This is a genomic window from Pyrococcus sp. ST04 (genome assembly GCF_000263735.1).
In the GTDB taxonomy this organism is placed as follows: domain Archaea; phylum Methanobacteriota_B; class Thermococci; order Thermococcales; family Thermococcaceae; genus Pyrococcus.
In genome coordinates, this window is sequence record NC_017946.1 from 197,201 (window position 1) to 214,704 (window position 17,504).

Annotated in this window: 16 protein-coding genes and 1 pseudogene; 12 read left to right on the forward strand and 5 right to left on the reverse strand. The window is 41.7% G+C overall.

The annotated features are described in order from the left end of the window. The first annotated feature begins 33 nt into the window (after positions 1–33). The 5 genes and pseudogenes from PY04_RS01100 (at position 34) to PY04_RS09720 (ending at position 7,380) form a co-directional block, all read left to right on the forward strand. Positions 34–933, forward strand: a complete 900-nt coding sequence (locus PY04_RS01100; RefSeq protein WP_014733337.1) for a carbohydrate ABC transporter permease — start codon at positions 34–36, stop codon at positions 931–933. Next, the gene (locus tag PY04_RS01105) at positions 930–2,135 is read left to right on the forward strand and encodes an ABC transporter permease subunit (RefSeq protein WP_014733338.1); all 1,206 of its coding nucleotides are present in this window, start codon (positions 930–932) and stop codon (positions 2,133–2,135) included. The genes PY04_RS01100 and PY04_RS01105 overlap by 4 nt, the downstream gene beginning before the upstream one ends. Continuing rightward, positions 2,132–6,217 (forward strand): glucodextranase DOMON-like domain-containing protein, encoded by a 4,086-nt coding sequence (locus PY04_RS01110; RefSeq protein ID WP_014733339.1) that lies wholly within the window; start codon positions 2,132–2,134, stop codon positions 6,215–6,217. The genes PY04_RS01105 and PY04_RS01110 overlap by 4 nt, the downstream gene beginning before the upstream one ends. 34 nt (positions 6,218–6,251) lie before the next feature. Continuing rightward, positions 6,252–7,083, forward strand: a pseudogene (locus tag PY04_RS01115) (ATP-binding cassette domain-containing protein); the annotation flags it as partial. Positions 7,084–7,098: 15 nt separating this feature from the next. Beyond that, positions 7,099–7,380: a TOBE domain-containing protein gene (locus tag PY04_RS09720; protein ID WP_237710146.1), complete on the forward strand. Its 282-nt coding sequence runs from the start codon at positions 7,099–7,101 to the stop codon at positions 7,378–7,380. On the opposite strand, the gene PY04_RS01120 is transcribed toward PY04_RS09720, so the two are convergent. The 4 genes from PY04_RS01120 to speD all read right to left on the reverse strand — a co-directional run bounded on the left by PY04_RS01120 (position 7,381) and on the right by speD (position 11,438). Continuing rightward, complete coding sequence (locus tag PY04_RS01120; RefSeq protein WP_014733340.1) at positions 7,381–9,078, reverse strand: DUF505 family protein; 1,698 nt, start codon at positions 9,076–9,078, stop codon at positions 7,381–7,383. A gap of 81 nt (positions 9,079–9,159) precedes the next feature. Then, positions 9,160–10,020 carry a transcriptional regulator gene (locus PY04_RS01125; RefSeq protein WP_014733341.1) on the reverse strand — a complete coding sequence of 287 codons (861 nt, stop codon included), beginning with the start codon at positions 10,018–10,020 and terminating at the stop codon, positions 9,160–9,162. Between the two features lie 13 nt (positions 10,021–10,033). After that, positions 10,034–10,777 (reverse strand): KaiC domain-containing protein, encoded by a 744-nt coding sequence (locus tag PY04_RS01130; RefSeq protein ID WP_048055869.1) that lies wholly within the window; start codon positions 10,775–10,777, stop codon positions 10,034–10,036. A gap of 238 nt (positions 10,778–11,015) precedes the next feature. Further along, positions 11,016–11,438, reverse strand: coding sequence for an adenosylmethionine decarboxylase (gene speD / locus PY04_RS01135; RefSeq protein WP_014733343.1), 423 nt, complete (start codon positions 11,436–11,438; stop codon positions 11,016–11,018). Between the two features lie 408 nt (positions 11,439–11,846). On the opposite strand from speD, the gene PY04_RS01140 reads away from it, so the two are divergent. Next, a complete protein-coding gene (locus tag PY04_RS01140; RefSeq protein WP_048055870.1) occupies positions 11,847–12,542 on the forward strand; it encodes a DUF92 domain-containing protein in 696 nt (231 codons plus the stop codon). A gap of 60 nt (positions 12,543–12,602) precedes the next feature. Here PY04_RS01140 and PY04_RS01145 read toward each other — a convergent pair whose 3' ends face one another. Further along, positions 12,603–13,373: an MBL fold metallo-hydrolase gene (locus tag PY04_RS01145; RefSeq protein ID WP_014733345.1), complete on the reverse strand. Its 771-nt coding sequence runs from the start codon at positions 13,371–13,373 to the stop codon at positions 12,603–12,605. Between the two features lie 74 nt (positions 13,374–13,447). Between PY04_RS01145 and PY04_RS01150 the strand changes: the two genes are divergently transcribed. The 6 genes from PY04_RS01150 to PY04_RS09620 all read left to right on the forward strand — a co-directional run bounded on the left by PY04_RS01150 (position 13,448) and on the right by PY04_RS09620 (position 17,486). Continuing rightward, positions 13,448–14,065 carry an HVO_0476 family zinc finger protein gene (locus tag PY04_RS01150; RefSeq protein WP_014733346.1) on the forward strand — a complete coding sequence of 206 codons (618 nt, stop codon included), beginning with the start codon at positions 13,448–13,450 and terminating at the stop codon, positions 14,063–14,065. A 48-nt stretch (positions 14,066–14,113) separates the two neighbouring features. Beyond that, positions 14,114–14,692, forward strand: coding sequence for a DUF998 domain-containing protein (locus PY04_RS01155; protein ID WP_048055871.1), 579 nt, complete (start codon positions 14,114–14,116; stop codon positions 14,690–14,692). 43 nt (positions 14,693–14,735) lie between these two features. Then, positions 14,736–15,341 (forward strand): IS607 family transposase, encoded by a 606-nt coding sequence (locus tag PY04_RS01160; protein WP_014733348.1) that lies wholly within the window; start codon positions 14,736–14,738, stop codon positions 15,339–15,341. After that, positions 15,316–16,551 (forward strand): RNA-guided endonuclease TnpB family protein, encoded by a 1,236-nt coding sequence (locus tag PY04_RS01165; protein ID WP_014733349.1) that lies wholly within the window; start codon positions 15,316–15,318, stop codon positions 16,549–16,551. Before PY04_RS01160 ends, PY04_RS01165 begins: the two co-directional genes overlap by 26 nt. 63 nt (positions 16,552–16,614) lie before the next feature. Further along, complete coding sequence (locus PY04_RS01170; RefSeq protein ID WP_048055872.1) at positions 16,615–17,313, forward strand: SagB/ThcOx family dehydrogenase; 699 nt, start codon at positions 16,615–16,617, stop codon at positions 17,311–17,313. Beyond that, on the forward strand, positions 17,310–17,486 hold the full coding sequence (locus tag PY04_RS09620; protein WP_014733351.1) for a hypothetical protein: 177 nt from the start codon (positions 17,310–17,312) through the stop codon (positions 17,484–17,486). The genes PY04_RS01170 and PY04_RS09620 overlap by 4 nt, the downstream gene beginning before the upstream one ends. The last annotated feature ends 18 nt before the right edge of the window (positions 17,487–17,504 follow it).

Genomic DNA, 17,504 nt, shown 5'->3' on the forward strand with positions numbered 1-17,504 from the left:
CTTCTCATAATTTTATTTTGGAGGGATTTCTTAATGAGAAAGACAGTGCTTGCAGCTTTAATGTTAATAATACCTGGTCTTACCGCATTCTTATTTTTCAATCTATGGCCCATAGTTTATTCTATTTACTTATCTTTCACGAACGCTCAACTGGGCAATTTTCCCGTACAGTCCCCAAATGCACCTCCTTTAAAATTTGTAGGACTTGAAAACTTTAAGTGGGTTCTTTCTGATGAAAAATTTAGAAATGCGTTTAAATGGACCTGGATTTTCGTAGCGACAAGTGTTACGCTAAAAGTTGGTGTTGGAGTTCTATTAAGCCTGCTCTATAATAGCAAATACGTTAGGGGAAAGATGATATACAGATCCCTCCTAATAATTCCCTGGGCTCTTCCACTCTTGTTCTCGATAACAGTTTGGAGGTTTATGTTTGATCCAGTTTTTGGACCCATAAACAAAATTCTGAGAGAGATTGGAATACATAACCTTCCAAACTGGATTAATGATCCATTCTGGGCATTCCTGGCCCTAAACATAATAGAAGTGTGGCTTGCCTATCCTTTTATGTTAACAGTCATCACAGCAGCCCTTCAATCAGTTCCAGAAACCCTCATTGAGGCAGCAATAGTAGATGGAGCTAACTACTGGCAGAGGTTTAGGTACGTAATCCTTCCGGCCGTGGGTAAACCTATAGCGTTTGCAACAATATTAACGAGTGCAGCAAGCTTCCAATATTTTATGGTACCCTATCTGTACAACGCAGGACTGTTTGAAGATAAATTCATCCTTCTCTATGGATTCAGAAAAGCATTCGGAGCAGTACCCCACTATGGAAGAGCAACCGCCGTGATGGTTATTGCAACCTTAGTCCTCGCGATCTACATGTACATCAACGTTAAGATAACCAAACTACAGGAGGGAGCTAAGGAATGAAGATAAGAAAAAGAGAATTAGGGAAGTCACTAATATTAACCGGAATTGCAATCCTAGTCCTATTCATAATCCTGTTCCCAGTTTATTACATCTTCACAGTTTCAATAAAGCCTTCAGCGGCCTTGGCAACTACAAAAATAGAGTTAATCCCAAAGAACATAACCCTCGAGGGATACAAAGAAGTGCTGTTTGGTCTTGGAGGGGAAAAGATAGACGCAAACTTTACTGGAACAGTAAGTGGAGACTTCACTCTTGTAAATGGCATGCTCTACGTTAAAAGTGGAATAATAAAAGGGAAAGTCAAATACGGACCATTTACTGGATTCACTTTTGAGATACCAATTAAAGGGAAATACTTTACCCTTTCAGAAATACCCAAGGAAGAGCTAAAAGTCAGAGGGGAGATAATAATAACAAAAATAGAGGGAGATAAGATAGGATTTGCAATAATCAAGGACGTAAGTTCCGAAAAGGGGAAGTTAAAAGGATACATTGTTGCAAGAAATTCCGGAACAGTAAAATTCTCAGTAATAGGCAAATTCGTCAATTCAGCATTCTTCAAATACCTTAAAAATAGCCTCATACTGGCAGGACTAACAGTTGTATTAACACTAATTTTTGTAATTCCAGCTGCTTACGCCTTCTCAAGAATGAAATTCTTCGGGAGGGAGCACGTACTATACTTCTACTTAATGTTCACCCAAGTCGCTGGAGGGCTTGGAATAGCCGGCCTTATAGCCCTCTATGGTATGCTCGTCAAACTAGGCCTTTACAACAAACTACCCGCTCTAGCCTTAGTTTACGCTGCAGGTGGAGTCCCATTTAACACATGGTTACTAAAGAGTTACATAGACTCAATAAGCCCAGACTTTGATGAAGCCGCTTTAGTAGATGGAGCCAGTTATCTCCAGATAATAAGATACGTACTCCTTCCAATGGCTTTGCCAGGAATAGCAACTGTTGCAATATTTGCATTCATCGGAGGATGGACAGAATTCATACTCGCCAGTTTATTATTGACAGAAGAGAACCAACCTCTTTCGGTTTGGATATACACCCTAATGGGAAGCATTGGAAGGGGAATTGATTGGAACTATTTTGCAGCTGCAGCCCTATTGTTCGCTCTTCCAGTGTTTATTATGTTTATGCTCGCCCAAAACTACATTAGGAGTGGACTAACTATAGGAGGTTTGAAAGAATGAAGAAGGTTTTGGCACTATTTTTAATTTTTAGCCTCTTTGGTGGTATTATAATGCCGGCAGTTAAGGCCCAGGAACCAAAGCCACTAAATGTCATAATAGTATGGCATCAGCACCAGCCTTCGTATTACGATCCAATTCAAGGAATATTCACAAGACCATGGGTCAGACTTCACGCGGCAAACAACTACTGGAAGATGGCTTATTATCTGAGCAAATATCCCGAAGTTCACGCAACAATAGACCTATCAGGAACACTAATATGGCAAATAAGCATGTATATGAACGGGTCTAAGGATACATATCAAATAATTTCTGAAAAGATAGCAAATGGAGAAAAGTTGAGTGTCGAAGAAAAATGGTTTATGCTCCAAGCTCCCGGAGGATTCTTTGACCATACAATTCCCTGGAATGGAGAACCAGTAACCGACAAAAATGGAAATCCGATCAGAAAAATTTGGACCAGGTATACTCAACTTAAAAACAAGATGATGAGACTGAAGGCAAAATATGCCAACCTACCACTAGAAGAGCAGAAAATAAAGGTCACCGAAGGTTTCACGGAGCAAGACTACATAGACCTCGCAGTACTTTTCAACCTCGCATGGATTGATTATAATTACATAATGGAACACGACGACTTGAAGAAGATCTATGAAAAAGTTGACGTAGGTGGCTACACAAGAGAAGACCTAAAAACAGTCCTAAAGCACCAAATGTGGCTACTAAACAACACATTCAAAATGCATGAAAAAATAAACTACCTCCTAGGAAATGGAAATGTAGAAGTAACAACCGTCCCATTCGCCCATCCAATAGGTCCAATACTCACAGATTTTGGATGGTACAAAGATTTTGATGATCAAGTAAAACGAGCAAACGAGTTATACAAAAAATACCTAGGTGAAGGAAGAGTAACTCCCAAAGGAGGATGGGCAGCTGAAAGTGCATTAAATGATAAGACGCTAGAAATTCTAGCAAATAACGGATGGCAATGGGTAATGACAGATCAACTAGTTCTTAAAAGGCTTGGAATAAAGTACAGCCCAGAAAACTATTACAAACCCTGGGTCGCAGAGTTCAATGGAAAGAAAATATACCTATTCCCAAGAGACCACATCCTAAGTGATAGGGTCGGATTCACGTATTCTGGTATGAACCAATACAAAGCCGTTGAAGACTTCATAAACGAACTCCTCAAGATCCAGAAATATAATTACGATGGCTCCCTAGTTTATGTAATAACCCTTGATGGAGAAAATCCCTGGGAGCATTATCCCTATGACGGAAAAATATTCCTAGAAACTCTATATCAGAAGCTCACAGAACTTCAAAAGAAGGGACTCATAAGAACAGTTACACCTTCCGAGTATATTAAACTCTACGGAGATAAGGCAAATGTATTAACACCCAAAATGTTGGAAAGATTAGACCTGACAGGGAACAAAGTCGAAGCTCTAAAGAAAGCTAATTCCCTAGGAGAGCTATATGACATGGTTGGAGTTAAAGAAAAAATGCTATGGCCAGAATCAAGCTGGATAGATGGAACATTGTCCACATGGATTGGTGAACCACAAGAGAATTACGCATGGTACTGGTTATATCTAGCAAGAAAGACACTCATGGAGAACAAAGACAAGATAACGGAAAGTAAGTGGGAAAAAGCCTACTTCTATCTCCTACTAGCAGAAGGAAGTGACTGGTTCTGGTGGTACGGAAATGATCAAGATAGCGGTCAGGATTATACATTTGACAGATACTTCAAAGCTTACCTATATGAAATTTACAAACTAGCCGGGGTAGATCCACCAAGCTATCTCTTCGGAAATTACTATCCCGACGGTAGTCCATACTTCACAAGATCTCTCGTTGGGCTCTCCGAAAACAAGACAGAAAAATTCTCAAGCCTATCACCATTAGCAAGGGAGATCTCCATATACTTTGATTCAAACGGCATGCACTTCGTAGTATCGGGAACTAACGTTACTAAGTTGGAGATCTCAATATACGAGAAAGACAAAAGAGTAGGGAACACCTTCACATTACTCCAGAAAAAACCCAAAGACCTTAGGTACTCCATGTTCCCATTTTCAAAAGATAGTGTTGGCCTAATGATAACGAAACATATAGTCATTGAGGGAGATAAAGGTGAAGTCTATAAAGCAACCAGCTATGAAGAGTCAGAAAAAGTTGGAGATATCAAGGTAATAAGAGAAAACGGAACCATTCATGTGATTTTACCATTTGAATACATAGAGACTCCAGAAGACTTCTACTTCGCAATTTCAACTACCAAGGACGGAGAACTTGAAGTGATAACAACTCCAATAGAAGTAAAACTCCCAGTTCAAGTTAAAGGAGTCCCAATAGTTGACATTAGAGATGTCGAAGGAGATGACCATGGACCTGGGACTTATAAGTACGCAACAGACAAAGTCTTCGTCCCCCACCACTTAGACTTACTAAGATTTAGGATGCTTGAACAAACAGATTCCTACGTTATGGAATTCTACTTTAAGGAGCTTGGAGATAATCCATGGAACGCTCCGAACGGATTCAGTCTCCAAATAATTGAAGTGTACCTAGACTACAAACCAGGAGGAAACACTTCTGCCATTAAGATGTACCCAGACGGGCCCGGAAGTAACGTAAACCTCGATCCACATCACCCCTGGGATGTAGCATTTAGAATAGCCGGATGGGATTACGGAAACATAATAGTTCTAGCAAACGGCACGGTTTACCAAGGAGAAATGAAAATCTCAGCAGATCCAACCCAAAACAAGGTAATAGTCGTAGTTCCAAAGAAGTTCATTAAAATAAATGAGAGTTATGGTCTCTGGGGGGTTGTTCTAGTTGGGTCACAAGACGGATATGGTCCAGATAAATGGAGGCCAGTTGCAGTAGAACCATCACAATGGAAACTAGGTGGAGCAGACCCACAGGCTGTAATTGATAATCTTGCCCCGAGGGTCATGGATATGCTTGTTCCACCAGGATTCAAGCCAACACAAGAAGAACAGCTCAAGAGCTATGATACTAAAGAAAAGAAACTAGCAACAGTCCTTGCGATACCCTTCATTAAGCCCGCCATAGTAATCAAAGATCCCGAGGGAGATGACCATGGACCTGGGACTTATAAGTACGCAACAGACAAAGTCTTCGTCCCCCACCACCTAGACCTCCTGAAGTTTGTCATGAAGGAAGAAGAAAAATACTGGAGACTCGAGTTTTACTTCAAGGAATTAGGAGACAATCCATGGAATGCTCCAAATGGGTTTAGCTTACAGATAATCGAAGTGTACTTTGATTATAGACCAGGAGGGAACACTTCCGCCATTAAAATGTACCCAGATGGACCTGGAAGTAACGTAAACCTCGACCCACATCACCCGTGGGACGTAGCCCTCAGAATAGCTGGCTGGGACTATGGAAACTTAATAGTCTTAGCAAACGGCACAGTTTACCAAGGAGAAATGAAAATCTCAGCAGATCCAACGAAGAACGCAATAGTAGTTGAACTACCGAAGAAGTATCTATCAATAAACGAGACACACGGCCTCTATATAGCAGTTCTAGTCGGATCACAAGACGGATATGGCCCGGATAAATGGAGACCAGTTGCAGTAGAACCATCACAATGGAAACTAGGTGGAGCAGACCCACAAGCCGTAATCGATAATTTAGCACCAAGAGTTGTCGATCTACTGGTTCCTCCTGGGTTCAAACCAACACAAGAAGAACAACTGAAGAGCTATGACATTAAAGAGAAGAAACTAGCAACTGTCCTTATGATTCCAGTAATAAAAGGCAAAGAAACCGAGAAGCCACCAAAGACGGAAACACAAACCCCGACACTAACTCCCACAAAAACGACACCAACCAAAACAACACCGACAAAGACCAAGACAGAGACTAAAACACAACAACCAACCAAGACAACGACAACCCAGACAAAAACTCAAACAAAAATCACCACAACACCAACCCAAACCCAAACTTCACCCTCACCAGAAAAGGGAGTATGCGGACCAGGAATCTTTATACTCATCGGATTAGCAACCTTATTCAAGAAGAAGCGCTAATCTCCCTAATTTTATTTATTTGGAGGTGAAACTAATGGCGGGTGTTGTTTTGGTTGGTGTTTGGAAGGTTTTTGGGGATTTCGTTGCAGTGAGGGATTTAAACTTGGAGGTAAAGGATGGGGAATTCCTAGTCCTCCTCGGCCCAAGTGGGTGCGGAAAAACAACAACACTAAGAATGATTGCAGGATTAGAGGAACCAAGCAAGGGGAGAATATACATTGGAGAAAAACTAGTGGCTGATGCTGAAAAAGGAGTATTCATTCCACCAAAGGAGAGGGACGTGGCAATGGTCTTTCAAAGCTATGCCCTCTACCCCCCACATGACAGTGTACGAGAACATAGCCTTCCCACTAAAACTCAGAAAAACTCCAAAACAAGAAATCGAGAAGAGGGTTAGGGAAGTGGCGGAAATGCTCGGACTAGAAGAACTACTAAACAGGAAGCCAAGAGAATTATCAGGAGGACAAAGACAGAGGGTTGCACTAGGAAGGGCTATAATTAGAAGACCAAAAGTCTTCCTAATGGACGAGCCATTAAGTAATTTAGATGCAAAGTTAAGAGTAAGGATGAGGAGTGAGTTGAAGAGGTTACAGAGGAGGTTGGGGGTTACTACAATTTACGTTACTCACGATCAAGTTGAGGCGATGACGATGGGGGACAGGATTGCAGTCATGAATAAGGGCATTCTCCAACAAATAGGAACCCCCGAAGAAATCTACCACAAACCAAAAAACACCTTCACAGCAAGCTTCATAGGAACACCACCCATGAACTTCATAGATGTCTCAATAGTAGAGGACGATAAAGGGGTATGGGCTGACGCTGGTGAATTCAAGGTCAAGTTCTTAGAAGACCAAGCAGATGTTCTTAGAGAGTTTAATATGATTGGAAAAGAGGCCATATTTGGAATAAGACCCGAAGATATCTACGATGCACTTTTTGCTCAAGTTAAAATACCAGGAGAGAACATGGTCAAAGGGAAGGTCGAAATTATAGAAAACTTAGGAGGAGAGAAAATCGTTCACTTAAAAGTCGGGGATATAGCAATACAAGCAAAGTTCCCAGGAGAATCAAGAGTCAAGGAAGGGCAAGAAGTAGAGGTTGTATTTGACATGAGAAGGGCTCATGTGTTTAAAAAAGAAAGTGGGGAAGCGATATTCTGATCATGCATAAGCTTCAATCAGAATCTTCCCTGCCTCAGTTAAATTCTTCGTTCCAAGAAATCCCAGTCTTCTGAGCATTGTCAATGCTTTCTTTATCTCTTCCTCCGTGAGACTTAAGTGTTTCTTTATTACGTCAATCTCTTCAACCTTATAATCCCTGGCCTCTCCCTTTTCTTTCCATATCTTGTTGAACGTTTCACTATTACTGTGGATTACGCTGAGAACATTGTAGAGCGTTGGAGTCATGCTGAAGCTCACCTTTATTATTTCGTCGAGCTTCGCTGATTCAATGGCATCTTTGACCTTCTCTCCAAGTGAAGTAAGCCTGACCATGTTGTTCTGAAGCTCAACGATGAACCCCTTAGCCTCAGCTTCCCCTATAGCTCTCAAGATGTCCTTTTCTTCTCCACCGACGTACTCCTTCACCAGCGAGACTAGTTCATTCCTAGGTAGGTACTTCCTCTTTGGCAGTTTAGCAAGTATTGCAACGTCATACCTAGTCAGGAAGGGCTTTCTCTTAATCTCTCTGCTCATCTTTAAGTAAAATCTACCTTTCTCAGTGAGGCCCGCCTTAATGACACCTTCTTCTTTTGCCACTTTCACCCATTCAGCTATTGGAACATCCCCGCTCTCAGCGTAGGTTACAGCCTTCATCGCATCAACGCTGACCGGTCCATAGTTGAGGACTTCCCTGCCCCAGGATGTTAGCCAGTAACAATCCTTGCCCTTCTCTACCCTTCTTTGAATCAGTTCTTTGCTCTCGAGAATGTGAAGTAACTCCCCAACGTTTTTGAGACCTGTTCTCTTTTCAATTTCCTTTTCAGTTGGGAGTATATCTGGATTTGTCTTGAATTTCTCCTCAATCTCTGCTATGGCTTTGAGAATTTTTATTTCATCGTCGAGAACATATATTGGCAGAACTTTCTCTTCAACTTTCCCTATAGCCTCGTAAGTATCCATTACAGCCTTTCCAAGCTCTGTAACACTTCCCTCTCTTGATAGACCCATGCTCTCTAATTCACTGTCTTTTCTACCACTTTTTAGAGCTTCAAAATCTTCCCTTCTAAGTATGATTGCCCTTGTAAATACGGGTATCATTGAGAGAGCCCTAAGGGCAAGTTTCGCCGCTGGAGTAACTGAAAATGCCCTTCCTTCCCCTGTCGGAGGAGATATCATTAGAAGTCTCATTGCTTGGAGAGCATTTATTATGTTCTCCCCGTACTCTCTCGAATTCTTATACGCCACAAGCTCATCATAAGTTCCAACTTTTGGCATCCCCTTTAAGAAGGAAGCTATTTCCGGAGTTAAATAAACGACTGGATGAGTGTTCCTATATACCTCCAAGATCGTCTTTCCAAATTCTGTAATCTCATTACCATCCACGAGTTTTCTTTCCCTTAGTATTTCGAGCCATTCTTCAGGAATTGCCGAAGTCTCTTCTAGGAGCTCAAGCATCTTTATTATTGAAGAATCCACGATGACGTCTGGAAGTTCACTAGGTTCGGGTGCAACTTCGACTATCTTTCTCCCAGCCTCAGTTATTATAACTTCACTGCCCCTAAGCTCTGCTAGTCCCAAAATAAAAAGTTCAAGAACCCTTATCTGGAATTCCTCTGGTAGTTTCCCTTCTATTTCAGCCTGACTCCTTGTCCTTGTCATTTCTTTTAGAAGCTCTATATGCCTCTTCTTTAGGAACATTTTTGCATCACCAATAATTTGGTAACATTAAGTTTTAAAAAATTTTGGTTACTAAAATTGAGAAAATAGAAAATAATCGAATCATGCGAGAGAATCGAGGATCTCCTTAGCTTTCTTTATACCTTCTTTAAGCCTACTAACTTCCGCTTCAAGCTCTTTGACCTTGTTCTGTAGCTCTTCAGCTTCCTTAGCTTTTGATTCTAACTCCTCAACTTTCTTCTTGAGCTCTTCCGCTTCCTTTGCCTTCTCTTCAAGCTCCTTTACTCTGCTTTCAAGCTCTTCGACCCTCTTGGATTTTTCTTCAAGCTCTCTAACCCTTGCCTCGAGTTCCTCTGCCCTCTTTGCCTTTGCCTCATACTCCATCAGCTTTACCTTGGCTTCCTTAAGTTCCTTCTCGAGCTCTTTCTTCTCTTGTGTGAGCTTCTCTATTTCCGCTTTGAGATCCTCAATTTCTTTTTTGGCCTTCTCTAAGCTTTCTAGCTCTGCCGCTTCAACTTTTGCCTTTATCTCTTCGAATTCCTGCTTAAGCTTTTCATACTCCTGAAGGAGCTTTTCATACTCTTCTTTAGCAACTACCTCCTTGAGGCCGCCCTTCTCTATCATCTCTATAGTTTTAATGAGCTCATCAAGCTTACCCTGCTTAATAAGCTCATACGTCTCCCTGACTAGCTGTCCTGCCTTGCTTTCTCCTTTGAGGTGTTTTCTTATAGTTGCTTCAGTTCTTCCTAGCTCTCTGGCTATTTCACTAACTGTCATGCCGGCTTTCTCTCTGGCTATGGCTCCTGCAGCCACTGCTAAGCTATCTACCCACGTAAGTCTCTCCGCGGGATCCTTTATCAATTCTATTACTTCTGGCCTAAAGAGCGTTGCGAAGAGGAGCAGGCTCTCAAGCTGGTGTATTTCACTTCTTGTAATTGGGTTTAGTGGAACCTCAACGCTCATTCACACCACCCCCTCAAATTTCTAGAACTCTTCCCCTCTTGAGAACCTTGTCAGGATACACTATTATCCCCTTGTCCGTTATATCGAATGGATGCCTCCTCATGCTATGGCTCGTTCCACGCATCTTCCAAACTATGAGAGACCTTTTTAGTTCTCCATCAATTTCATCGAGATCTAACCTTATTATTCCATCAACACCATGTTCAACTCCCGGTCCTCCAAATCCTCTCTCTCCAACGCTTATTTGGCTAACGAAAATACTTGTACATCCTGTTCCTGCAAGAACCCTCTTAAGTTGGAGGATTATGCTTCTGGCCATTGCAGGCTTGTTTATGTAGAGAGTCGTTACTGAATCAACGACAACCCTCTTGGCGTTTATGTCCCTAATTGCCTGTCTCAGAACCTCTATGAACTCCCTTATATCAGTCAAGTCATGCACTATGTACTTTTCATATTCCTTGCTTTTTCCGATTCCAGCAGTAAATGCATCAACCATTGCGAACAAGCCTTCTTCTTCGTACTTCCTCACGTCCCATCCGAACTGGGCCATGTTCTGTCTGACCTGGACTGGGTGTTCTTCTAAGGCCACATATATTCCTGGCTCACCCATCTGGAGACCATTCCAGAGGAACTGCTGGCTGAATATTGTCTTCCCAGTTCCAGGACCGCCACTTAATAGTACAACATTTCTCTCGGGGATTCCTCCATGGAGTATTTCATCCATTCCAGGTATTCCAGTCTTTACCCTCTTAGCCACTTCAATCACCCCCCACATAGATCAGGCATATTTTAGTCACTTCAAGATACTATAAAGCTGAGGATATTTAAAAGTTACTTCCCTTTCTGTAAGACATTGTCCTTTGAGAGAAGGTAGAATTAGTCAAGATGAAGTTCAACATACTAGAATTCCAGAAAACCTCAAAGTTCCAGAAAAACGTTCATAAAAGCAAACAAGGTTCTACATAAGTTAAAGATAAAAATCAAGAGTGCCATGCCTATTTAGATTTACCATTCCTTATGTCAAGCTTTTCCTCCCAAGTAAGTATCGTGTGGGTAAATGTTTGATCCTCTTCCTCAATGCCTCTCTTTATCTCAGATACGTGAGCGTATTGAGCCTTGAACTTCTCTAGTATGTAGTCAACTGCCTTCTCCGGATCAGCCTTCTCACCACAGGTATAAACGTCAAGAGCCGCATATCCTTTTTCTGGCCATGTGTGAACTGAAATATGGCTTTCTGCCACTATGACAACTCCACTCACTCCCATTGGTGAGAACTTGAAGAAGTAACTCGCTTTTACCTCCATGTTTCCTCTCTTAGCTGCTTCAAGGAATATCTCTCTAATCTTGTCGGGGTCAGCGATGATGTCAGGATCGCAACCCGCAGCCTCAACTACATAGTGGTGGCCAATTGTATCCATACCTCTCACCTCCACAAATTCCTGTTACATTTTGAGGGTGCAATGGAGATGCTTTTAAAGTTTTTTGGTCTAACGGAAAGAAATTAACGGGATTTCATTTATTTATACCGAAAGAATCTGGCCGTTTTTGATTTAAGCTGTCATTTAATGAATGTTCTTGGAAAGTTCTGAACTATAATTGCCGTTTTGAGTTTAACTTGGTAATTTCTAAGTTAGGTTAGTTTAATCCGCTAATTATCGAATATTCATTATTTAAAGGAGCAAACACACTACAAAACCTCCTCAAGGCAAAAAGAATCCCCTTCTTATTCAACATAAAAACAACAAAGACAGGGAAGTCTGAGAAAATAATCTGCTACGGTAAATTTAAATATCCAAAATAGTACCCTCCCTGCAAGGGCGTACAGAATGGCAGTGATAGAAGCTATAATAATACTAACATTAGGTGCAATAAGCTACAAATTCAAAGCCCTCGATTTAAAAGGAACCATAGGGGCAATGGTTCTTGGATATGTGATTCTCTCGCTAGGGAGTTGGCAAACATTTTTTGCATTACTGACATTTCTAATCATGGGAACAATTGCCACCAAATTCAAAAAACATGAGAAAGAGAGAATTAAAAGTTTTGATGAAAGTAGAGGACTTGGTAACGTCCTAGGAAACGGTCTTGCCCCAGTTTTGTTCCTCATTCTTGAATTTATGATAAAAAAAGACTTTGGTTGGGCCGCAGTATTCTCTGCAATAGCAACCGCAAATGCGGACACATTAGCAAGTGAAATAGGAAAGCCCCTAGGTAAGAACCCCAGATTAATTACAAATTTCAAAAAGGCAAAGCCCGGAGAAGAAGGAGCAATAACACTTATTGGAGAGATAGCAGCCTTAATCGGTGCCTTTGTGATTGGAGCCATAGGGGCCTTGACACTTACCAACGAACAGGCAAAGCTTATCACCTCCGTAACATTGGCAGGTTTAATAGGAGCCAACATAGACAGTCTAGTGGGAGCAACCCTAGAAAAGAGAGGCATAGTTGACAACAACGGCACAAACTTTATAGCCACTTTTCTAGGTGGAATAATTGGGATAATACTCTTTATACTCCTGTGATGAAAAGGCGGATTGCTGAAAGGTGATGAGGACCTTAGGGGCTGAGTACGAAATATTCTCTCAGAGCTCTATAATTGTAAAATCTTTCGCAACCTTCCCCTTAATTCCAGAATCCTTAACCTTCTTCTCGAGAACTTCATGCGGATAATTAGTATGACTTATATGAGCAAATACAGTATACTCAGCTCTAACCTTTTTTGCCAACTCTATAGAATCCTTAACACCGAGATGAACCCCTGGAATTGATTCTTTTTTAGTCATCTCAGAAATTAATAGATCCACACCCTCTAGAAGATCTATAACTTTTTCATCCCTCAATATCTCGGGGCCTGTATCCCCAGTTATTCCTATTCTAACTCCATTAATTTCTACTAGGTAACCTCCAGCCATTTCTATTGAATGAGGCACTGGAAAGTGTACTACTCTTGCCTTTCCAATCTTATATTCCTTCCAGAACTCCAGTACGTTGTACCTCCAACTATACCCTCTAGGCACTTCCTCACCAAACGCAATTTTCGCCAGATCCTTGGCAACCTTTATTCCCAATTCATTGGAACTAATGCTGACTTCCTTGAAAATCTGAAGATCTGGAATTCCAAAAATGTGGTCAAAATGAGCATGTGTTATTAAGACTTCCTTGACTCTCTTATTAGTTCTTTCAAGATGATAGTGCAGATCTGGACTTGGATCGATGAGGATTCCTTCAAAATATACCGAAAACCTCGTTCTCCTATACATCGGATTCAATCTAGCCCTAACACAGTTCTCACACGTGCATAGAGGTTTAGGAGTGCCACTATATGAACCAGAACCCAAGATTATAACCTTCACACCCTTCCCCAGATTCTAGTTAAGAAAGAACACCTTTATAAACGCCACACCAATCCCCCAACTCGGGTGAGAGTATGGAAGAATACTTCATATGTCCAGAATGTGGGAGTGATGACGTCGAGGTAATTAAAGAGAGGGGGAGAGAAATCACTTTAAAGTGCAATGAGTGCGGTCACGTTTGGATAATAACCCTACCCAAGATAAGAAAGATCCCAATAATAGTGAGCAAACACGAGAGAAGCTTTAGAGAGTTCGCAGAACTTCCAGAAGGGGAGACAATTAAGGTCGGGGATGTCATAGAACTTGAAAATGATGAAGTAAGGATTCTCAGCATAGAGCTCCCAGGAGGAAAGAGAGTTAGGAAAGCCAAAGTTGAGGAGATACAAACATTATGGGGAGAGAGTCTAACATATCCAAAAGTATTTGGAGTCTCCATATATCTACCAGGAGGAATAACGCAGTCATTTAAAGTAGTTGTTAATAGAGACGAAGAATTCGTCGTAGGCGAAGTCATTGAAGTAGGAGGATACACATTCAAAGTTGAGATGATTAAAACAGAAAAGAAGCTTATGAGGAGTGGAAAAGCAAAAGCCGACAAAATAGTAAGACTAATGGGACATGCAATCCGAGGAAGAGCAAAGAGAAAGTTGAAGATATATGAAGGATATGAGTCCGTTGAATCTTCACCCTGAAATTCAAGCAACAGAATAACTTTTTTGTTTTTCCTAAAAATTATGGATATGGACTGCAAAAAAGATGTACAATATTTTCTAGCAATTCTTGGACCAGTAATTGCAATATCAGGGGTTATCATATCATACTTCATCCACAGAAGCTGGTGGAGGATAACAGAGAACGCAATAAGCGACCTAGGTAGAGTAGGGTTACCCTATAGCTGGATAATGAACGGGGGATTAATTATTGGAGGCTCAATACTGTTTATTATCTCAATAAGGATGACATTCCTTGACAAAAGAACCCCCTGGAAGATTAGCTGGTTTTTGTATTCCCTCGGAATGATGTTTTTAGTCCTAGTGGGAGCATTCCCAGAAGGGACACCTCCTCATTACTATGTCAGCTGGACCTTTTTCATCTCAACGTTCTTGGCAGTTCTTGGAACTTCAATTTCACTACTTCCTGAGAAAAGAAGACACGGAATTGTTGGTATTCTTGCATTTGTTCTTGGAACTTCCCTTGCGATCTGGGCTATGAAATCCTTTAGAGGAGTGGCAGTTGCAGAGACGATCTCAGTAACTACCTTCATCCTCTGGCACTATTTTGCCGTTTTAAACTGTTTTTGTTTTTGTAGAAAATTATAGGAAAAATATATGGGTGTTGTGTGTGATTGTTATTGTGGGTAGTATGGAGAGGCATTATACTTTGAAAGAGGCTTCAAAGATTCTTGGCGTTACTGTGAAGACTCTCCAGAATTGGGATAAACAGGGAAAAATTAGAGTTGTTAGAACTCCGGGCGGGAGGAGGAGAATTCCAGAGAGTGAGATCAAGAGGATTCTTGGAATCCACGAGGAGAGAAAAATCATCGGTTATGCAAGAGTGTCAAGCAGGACGCAAAAAGACGACTTGGAGCGACAAATCCAAGCAATCCAGCAATATGCGAAAGAAAAGGGCTGGAGTGTAGAAATCCTCAAGGACATTGGCTCGGGATTAAACGAGAAGAGGAAAAATTATCAAAAACTCCTCAGAATGGTGATGAATAAGGAAGTTTCGAAAGTCATTATAACATATCCAGACAGATTGACAAGGTTCGGCTTTGAAACACTCAAGACACTCTTTCAAGCCTTTGGAACCGAGATAATAGTCATCAACAAAACACAAAAAGAACCAAAAGAAGAACTCATTGAGGACTTGATAACAATAATCTCCCACTTTGCCGGTAAATTATACGGAATGCGTTCTCACAAGTACAAAGAGGTCGTGAAGAATGCAAAACAACTCTTCAAAGAATGAAACCATCATCAGAGCATACTCAATCCCAATCCAAGCTGACGAGGTCATTCTAGAGTTCATCGAAGAATACCACAAACTGGCAAGAAAAGCACTCCAAGAAATCCTCAACGCTGAAAAATTCACGAAGGTTGAGAGAAAACAACTGCGTGACAAACTCCTTGAAAACTGGAGTTATGCAACTCACTACGTTGATTCAGCAATAAACCAAATGCTCGGTCTCGTAAAATCCTACAAGAAAAAACTCAAGAAGGGCAAGAAAGTTCGAAAGCCAAGACTGAGGAAAAAGTTCGTCTACGTGAAGTCAACACTCTTCACGCTTAAGGGTTCCGTGCTGAGGATAACAATAACCCCAAGGAAACACTATCTGGAAGTAAATCTGGCAAATTACCCGCATATCCTACCGTTCCTGAAGGAAGTTTTGGAGGGAAAACTCAGACTCGGCGGATTGTTCCTATTCCCCGATAGGTTAGTCCTCAACTTTGTAAAAAGTGTGGAATACTTCGAGCCGAGAGACTGGATGAGTATTGACATAAACTTGACGAACGTTACCGTCCTTGCGGGATTGACTGTGTACAGGTTTGACACCCGTGAATTGTACCACATTCACCGTGTTTACGAGTTGAAGAGGCGGAGGGCTCAGAAGATTTCCGCTTGGAATAGGAGGTTGAGCGAAGAACTGCTGGAAAAGTATTCGAGGAGGGAGAGGAATAGGGTGAAAGACTTCCTGCACAAGCTTGCGAATAAAATCGTTGAAATTGCAAGGGAGAAGCGGATGGGCATAATCCTGGAGGATTTGAGGGGGATAAAGGAAAAGTTGAATGGTTCGAAGGAACTGAATAGGAAGCTTTCCAAGTGGAATGCTCGTGAGTTGGAGAGGTTGATTGAGTACAAGGCGAAGTGGTTTGGTGTTCCTGTCGTTTACGTTAATCCGAGGAATTCTTCCCGAGTTTGCCCCGTATGCGGGGGTCGGTTAATACCCCGAGAGGGGCGGTTGGTGGAGTGTCCTAACTGTGGGCTTGTGGAGGATAGGGATTTTGTTGCCGTGTTGAACCTTCGGATGTGGGGCGTTTGGGGTTCCCCCGAATGGGTTGGAGGTTTTGAGGGTTCACCCGATGAAGGGCTGATGAAGACCAATCCCTACGGGGTCATGGCAGTAGAAAAACAGAGAATAGGATTAAAACTCCACAAAATTACACCAAAACCCCCGTAGGGAGAACCCCATTGTACCGGAGATTAAGAAAAAGCTAAATAATATGAACACTAATTCATAAAGATGAAGTGGCTTGCATGGTTAACTGTTTTCCTTGTGATACTTGGGAGCCTATTAGTGCTACTCAAGCCTTACATACCAAGAGAAAGAGGTGGCGTATCGATGACTGGGGAAAGCATAAAGCTGCCAGAACCCAGACTAAAGGGAGAAATGAGTGTTGAGGAAGCCATAGCAAAGAGAAGGAGCATAAGAAGATACAGAAACGAACCACTTACACTTGAAGAACTTTCCCAGCTTCTTTGGGCGGCTCAAGGAATAACAGAACCAAGAAGAAAGTTTAGGGCAGCTCCAAGTGCTGGGGCAACGTATCCCTTCGAGATATATGTGGTCGTTGGGAAGGTAAGCGGACTAAAGCCTGGAATATACCACTACGATCCATTTACGCATTCAATAACTTTAGTTAAGGAAGGGGATTACAGGAGAGCACTTCAAAAAGCTGCACTGAATCAGGCATGGGTGGGTAATGCGGCAATAGATATAGTTTTGGTTGCGTACTATGAGAGGACAACTAAATACTACGGTGAAAGGGGAAAAATGTACGTCCATATGGAAGCTGGACATATAGGTCAGAATATCTACCTCCAGGCCACAGCCTTAAACTTAGGAACGGTAGCCGTAGGGGCGTTCTATGAAGATAGGGTAGCAGAAATCCTTGGAACTGATGGGATTCCCCTATACATCTTTCCGGTGGGTAAGATATGATAGATCATTATAACCTTGGCTACCTAACATTCGCCTTTATGAACCTAACAATGCTCTCAGGGGCACTGATCTTCCTTGCAAAAAAGAGAAAGAAGTTCTGGACATATGCCCATATAATTCTCGCAATAATAACTTACGTCCTAATGACGCTAACAATATGGGTGGTGAGGTAGCTTTTTATTCCAAACCTT

Bases quoted from the DNA above. Each gene is read 5' to 3' on its own strand.
- PY04_RS01120 (WP_014733340.1), bottom strand. From the start codon at position 9,078: ATGTTCCTAAAGAAGAGGCATATAGAGCTTCTAAAAGAAATGACAAGG.
- PY04_RS01170 (WP_048055872.1), top strand. From the start codon at position 16,615: ATGAAGTGGCTTGCATGGTTAACTGTTTTCCTTGTGATACTTGGGAGC.
- PY04_RS01105 (WP_014733338.1), top strand. From the start codon at position 930: ATGAAGATAAGAAAAAGAGAATTAGGGAAGTCACTAATATTAACCGGA.
- speD (WP_014733343.1), bottom strand. From the start codon at position 11,438: ATGGATACAATTGGCCACCACTATGTAGTTGAGGCTGCGGGTTGCGAT.
- PY04_RS01140 (WP_048055870.1), top strand. From the start codon at position 11,847: ATGGCAGTGATAGAAGCTATAATAATACTAACATTAGGTGCAATAAGC.
- PY04_RS01165 (WP_014733349.1), top strand. From the start codon at position 15,316: ATGCAAAACAACTCTTCAAAGAATGAAACCATCATCAGAGCATACTCA.
- PY04_RS01110 (WP_014733339.1), top strand. From the start codon at position 2,132: ATGAAGAAGGTTTTGGCACTATTTTTAATTTTTAGCCTCTTTGGTGGT.
- PY04_RS01160 (WP_014733348.1), top strand. From the start codon at position 14,736: ATGGAGAGGCATTATACTTTGAAAGAGGCTTCAAAGATTCTTGGCGTT.
- PY04_RS09620 (WP_014733351.1), top strand. From the start codon at position 17,310: ATGATAGATCATTATAACCTTGGCTACCTAACATTCGCCTTTATGAAC.
- PY04_RS01100 (WP_014733337.1), top strand. From the start codon at position 34: ATGAGAAAGACAGTGCTTGCAGCTTTAATGTTAATAATACCTGGTCTT.
- PY04_RS01125 (WP_014733341.1), bottom strand. From the start codon at position 10,020: ATGAGCGTTGAGGTTCCACTAAACCCAATTACAAGAAGTGAAATACAC.
- PY04_RS01155 (WP_048055871.1), top strand. From the start codon at position 14,114: ATGGACTGCAAAAAAGATGTACAATATTTTCTAGCAATTCTTGGACCA.
- PY04_RS09720 (WP_237710146.1), top strand. From the start codon at position 7,099: ATGATTGGAAAAGAGGCCATATTTGGAATAAGACCCGAAGATATCTAC.
- PY04_RS01150 (WP_014733346.1), top strand. From the start codon at position 13,448: ATGGAAGAATACTTCATATGTCCAGAATGTGGGAGTGATGACGTCGAG.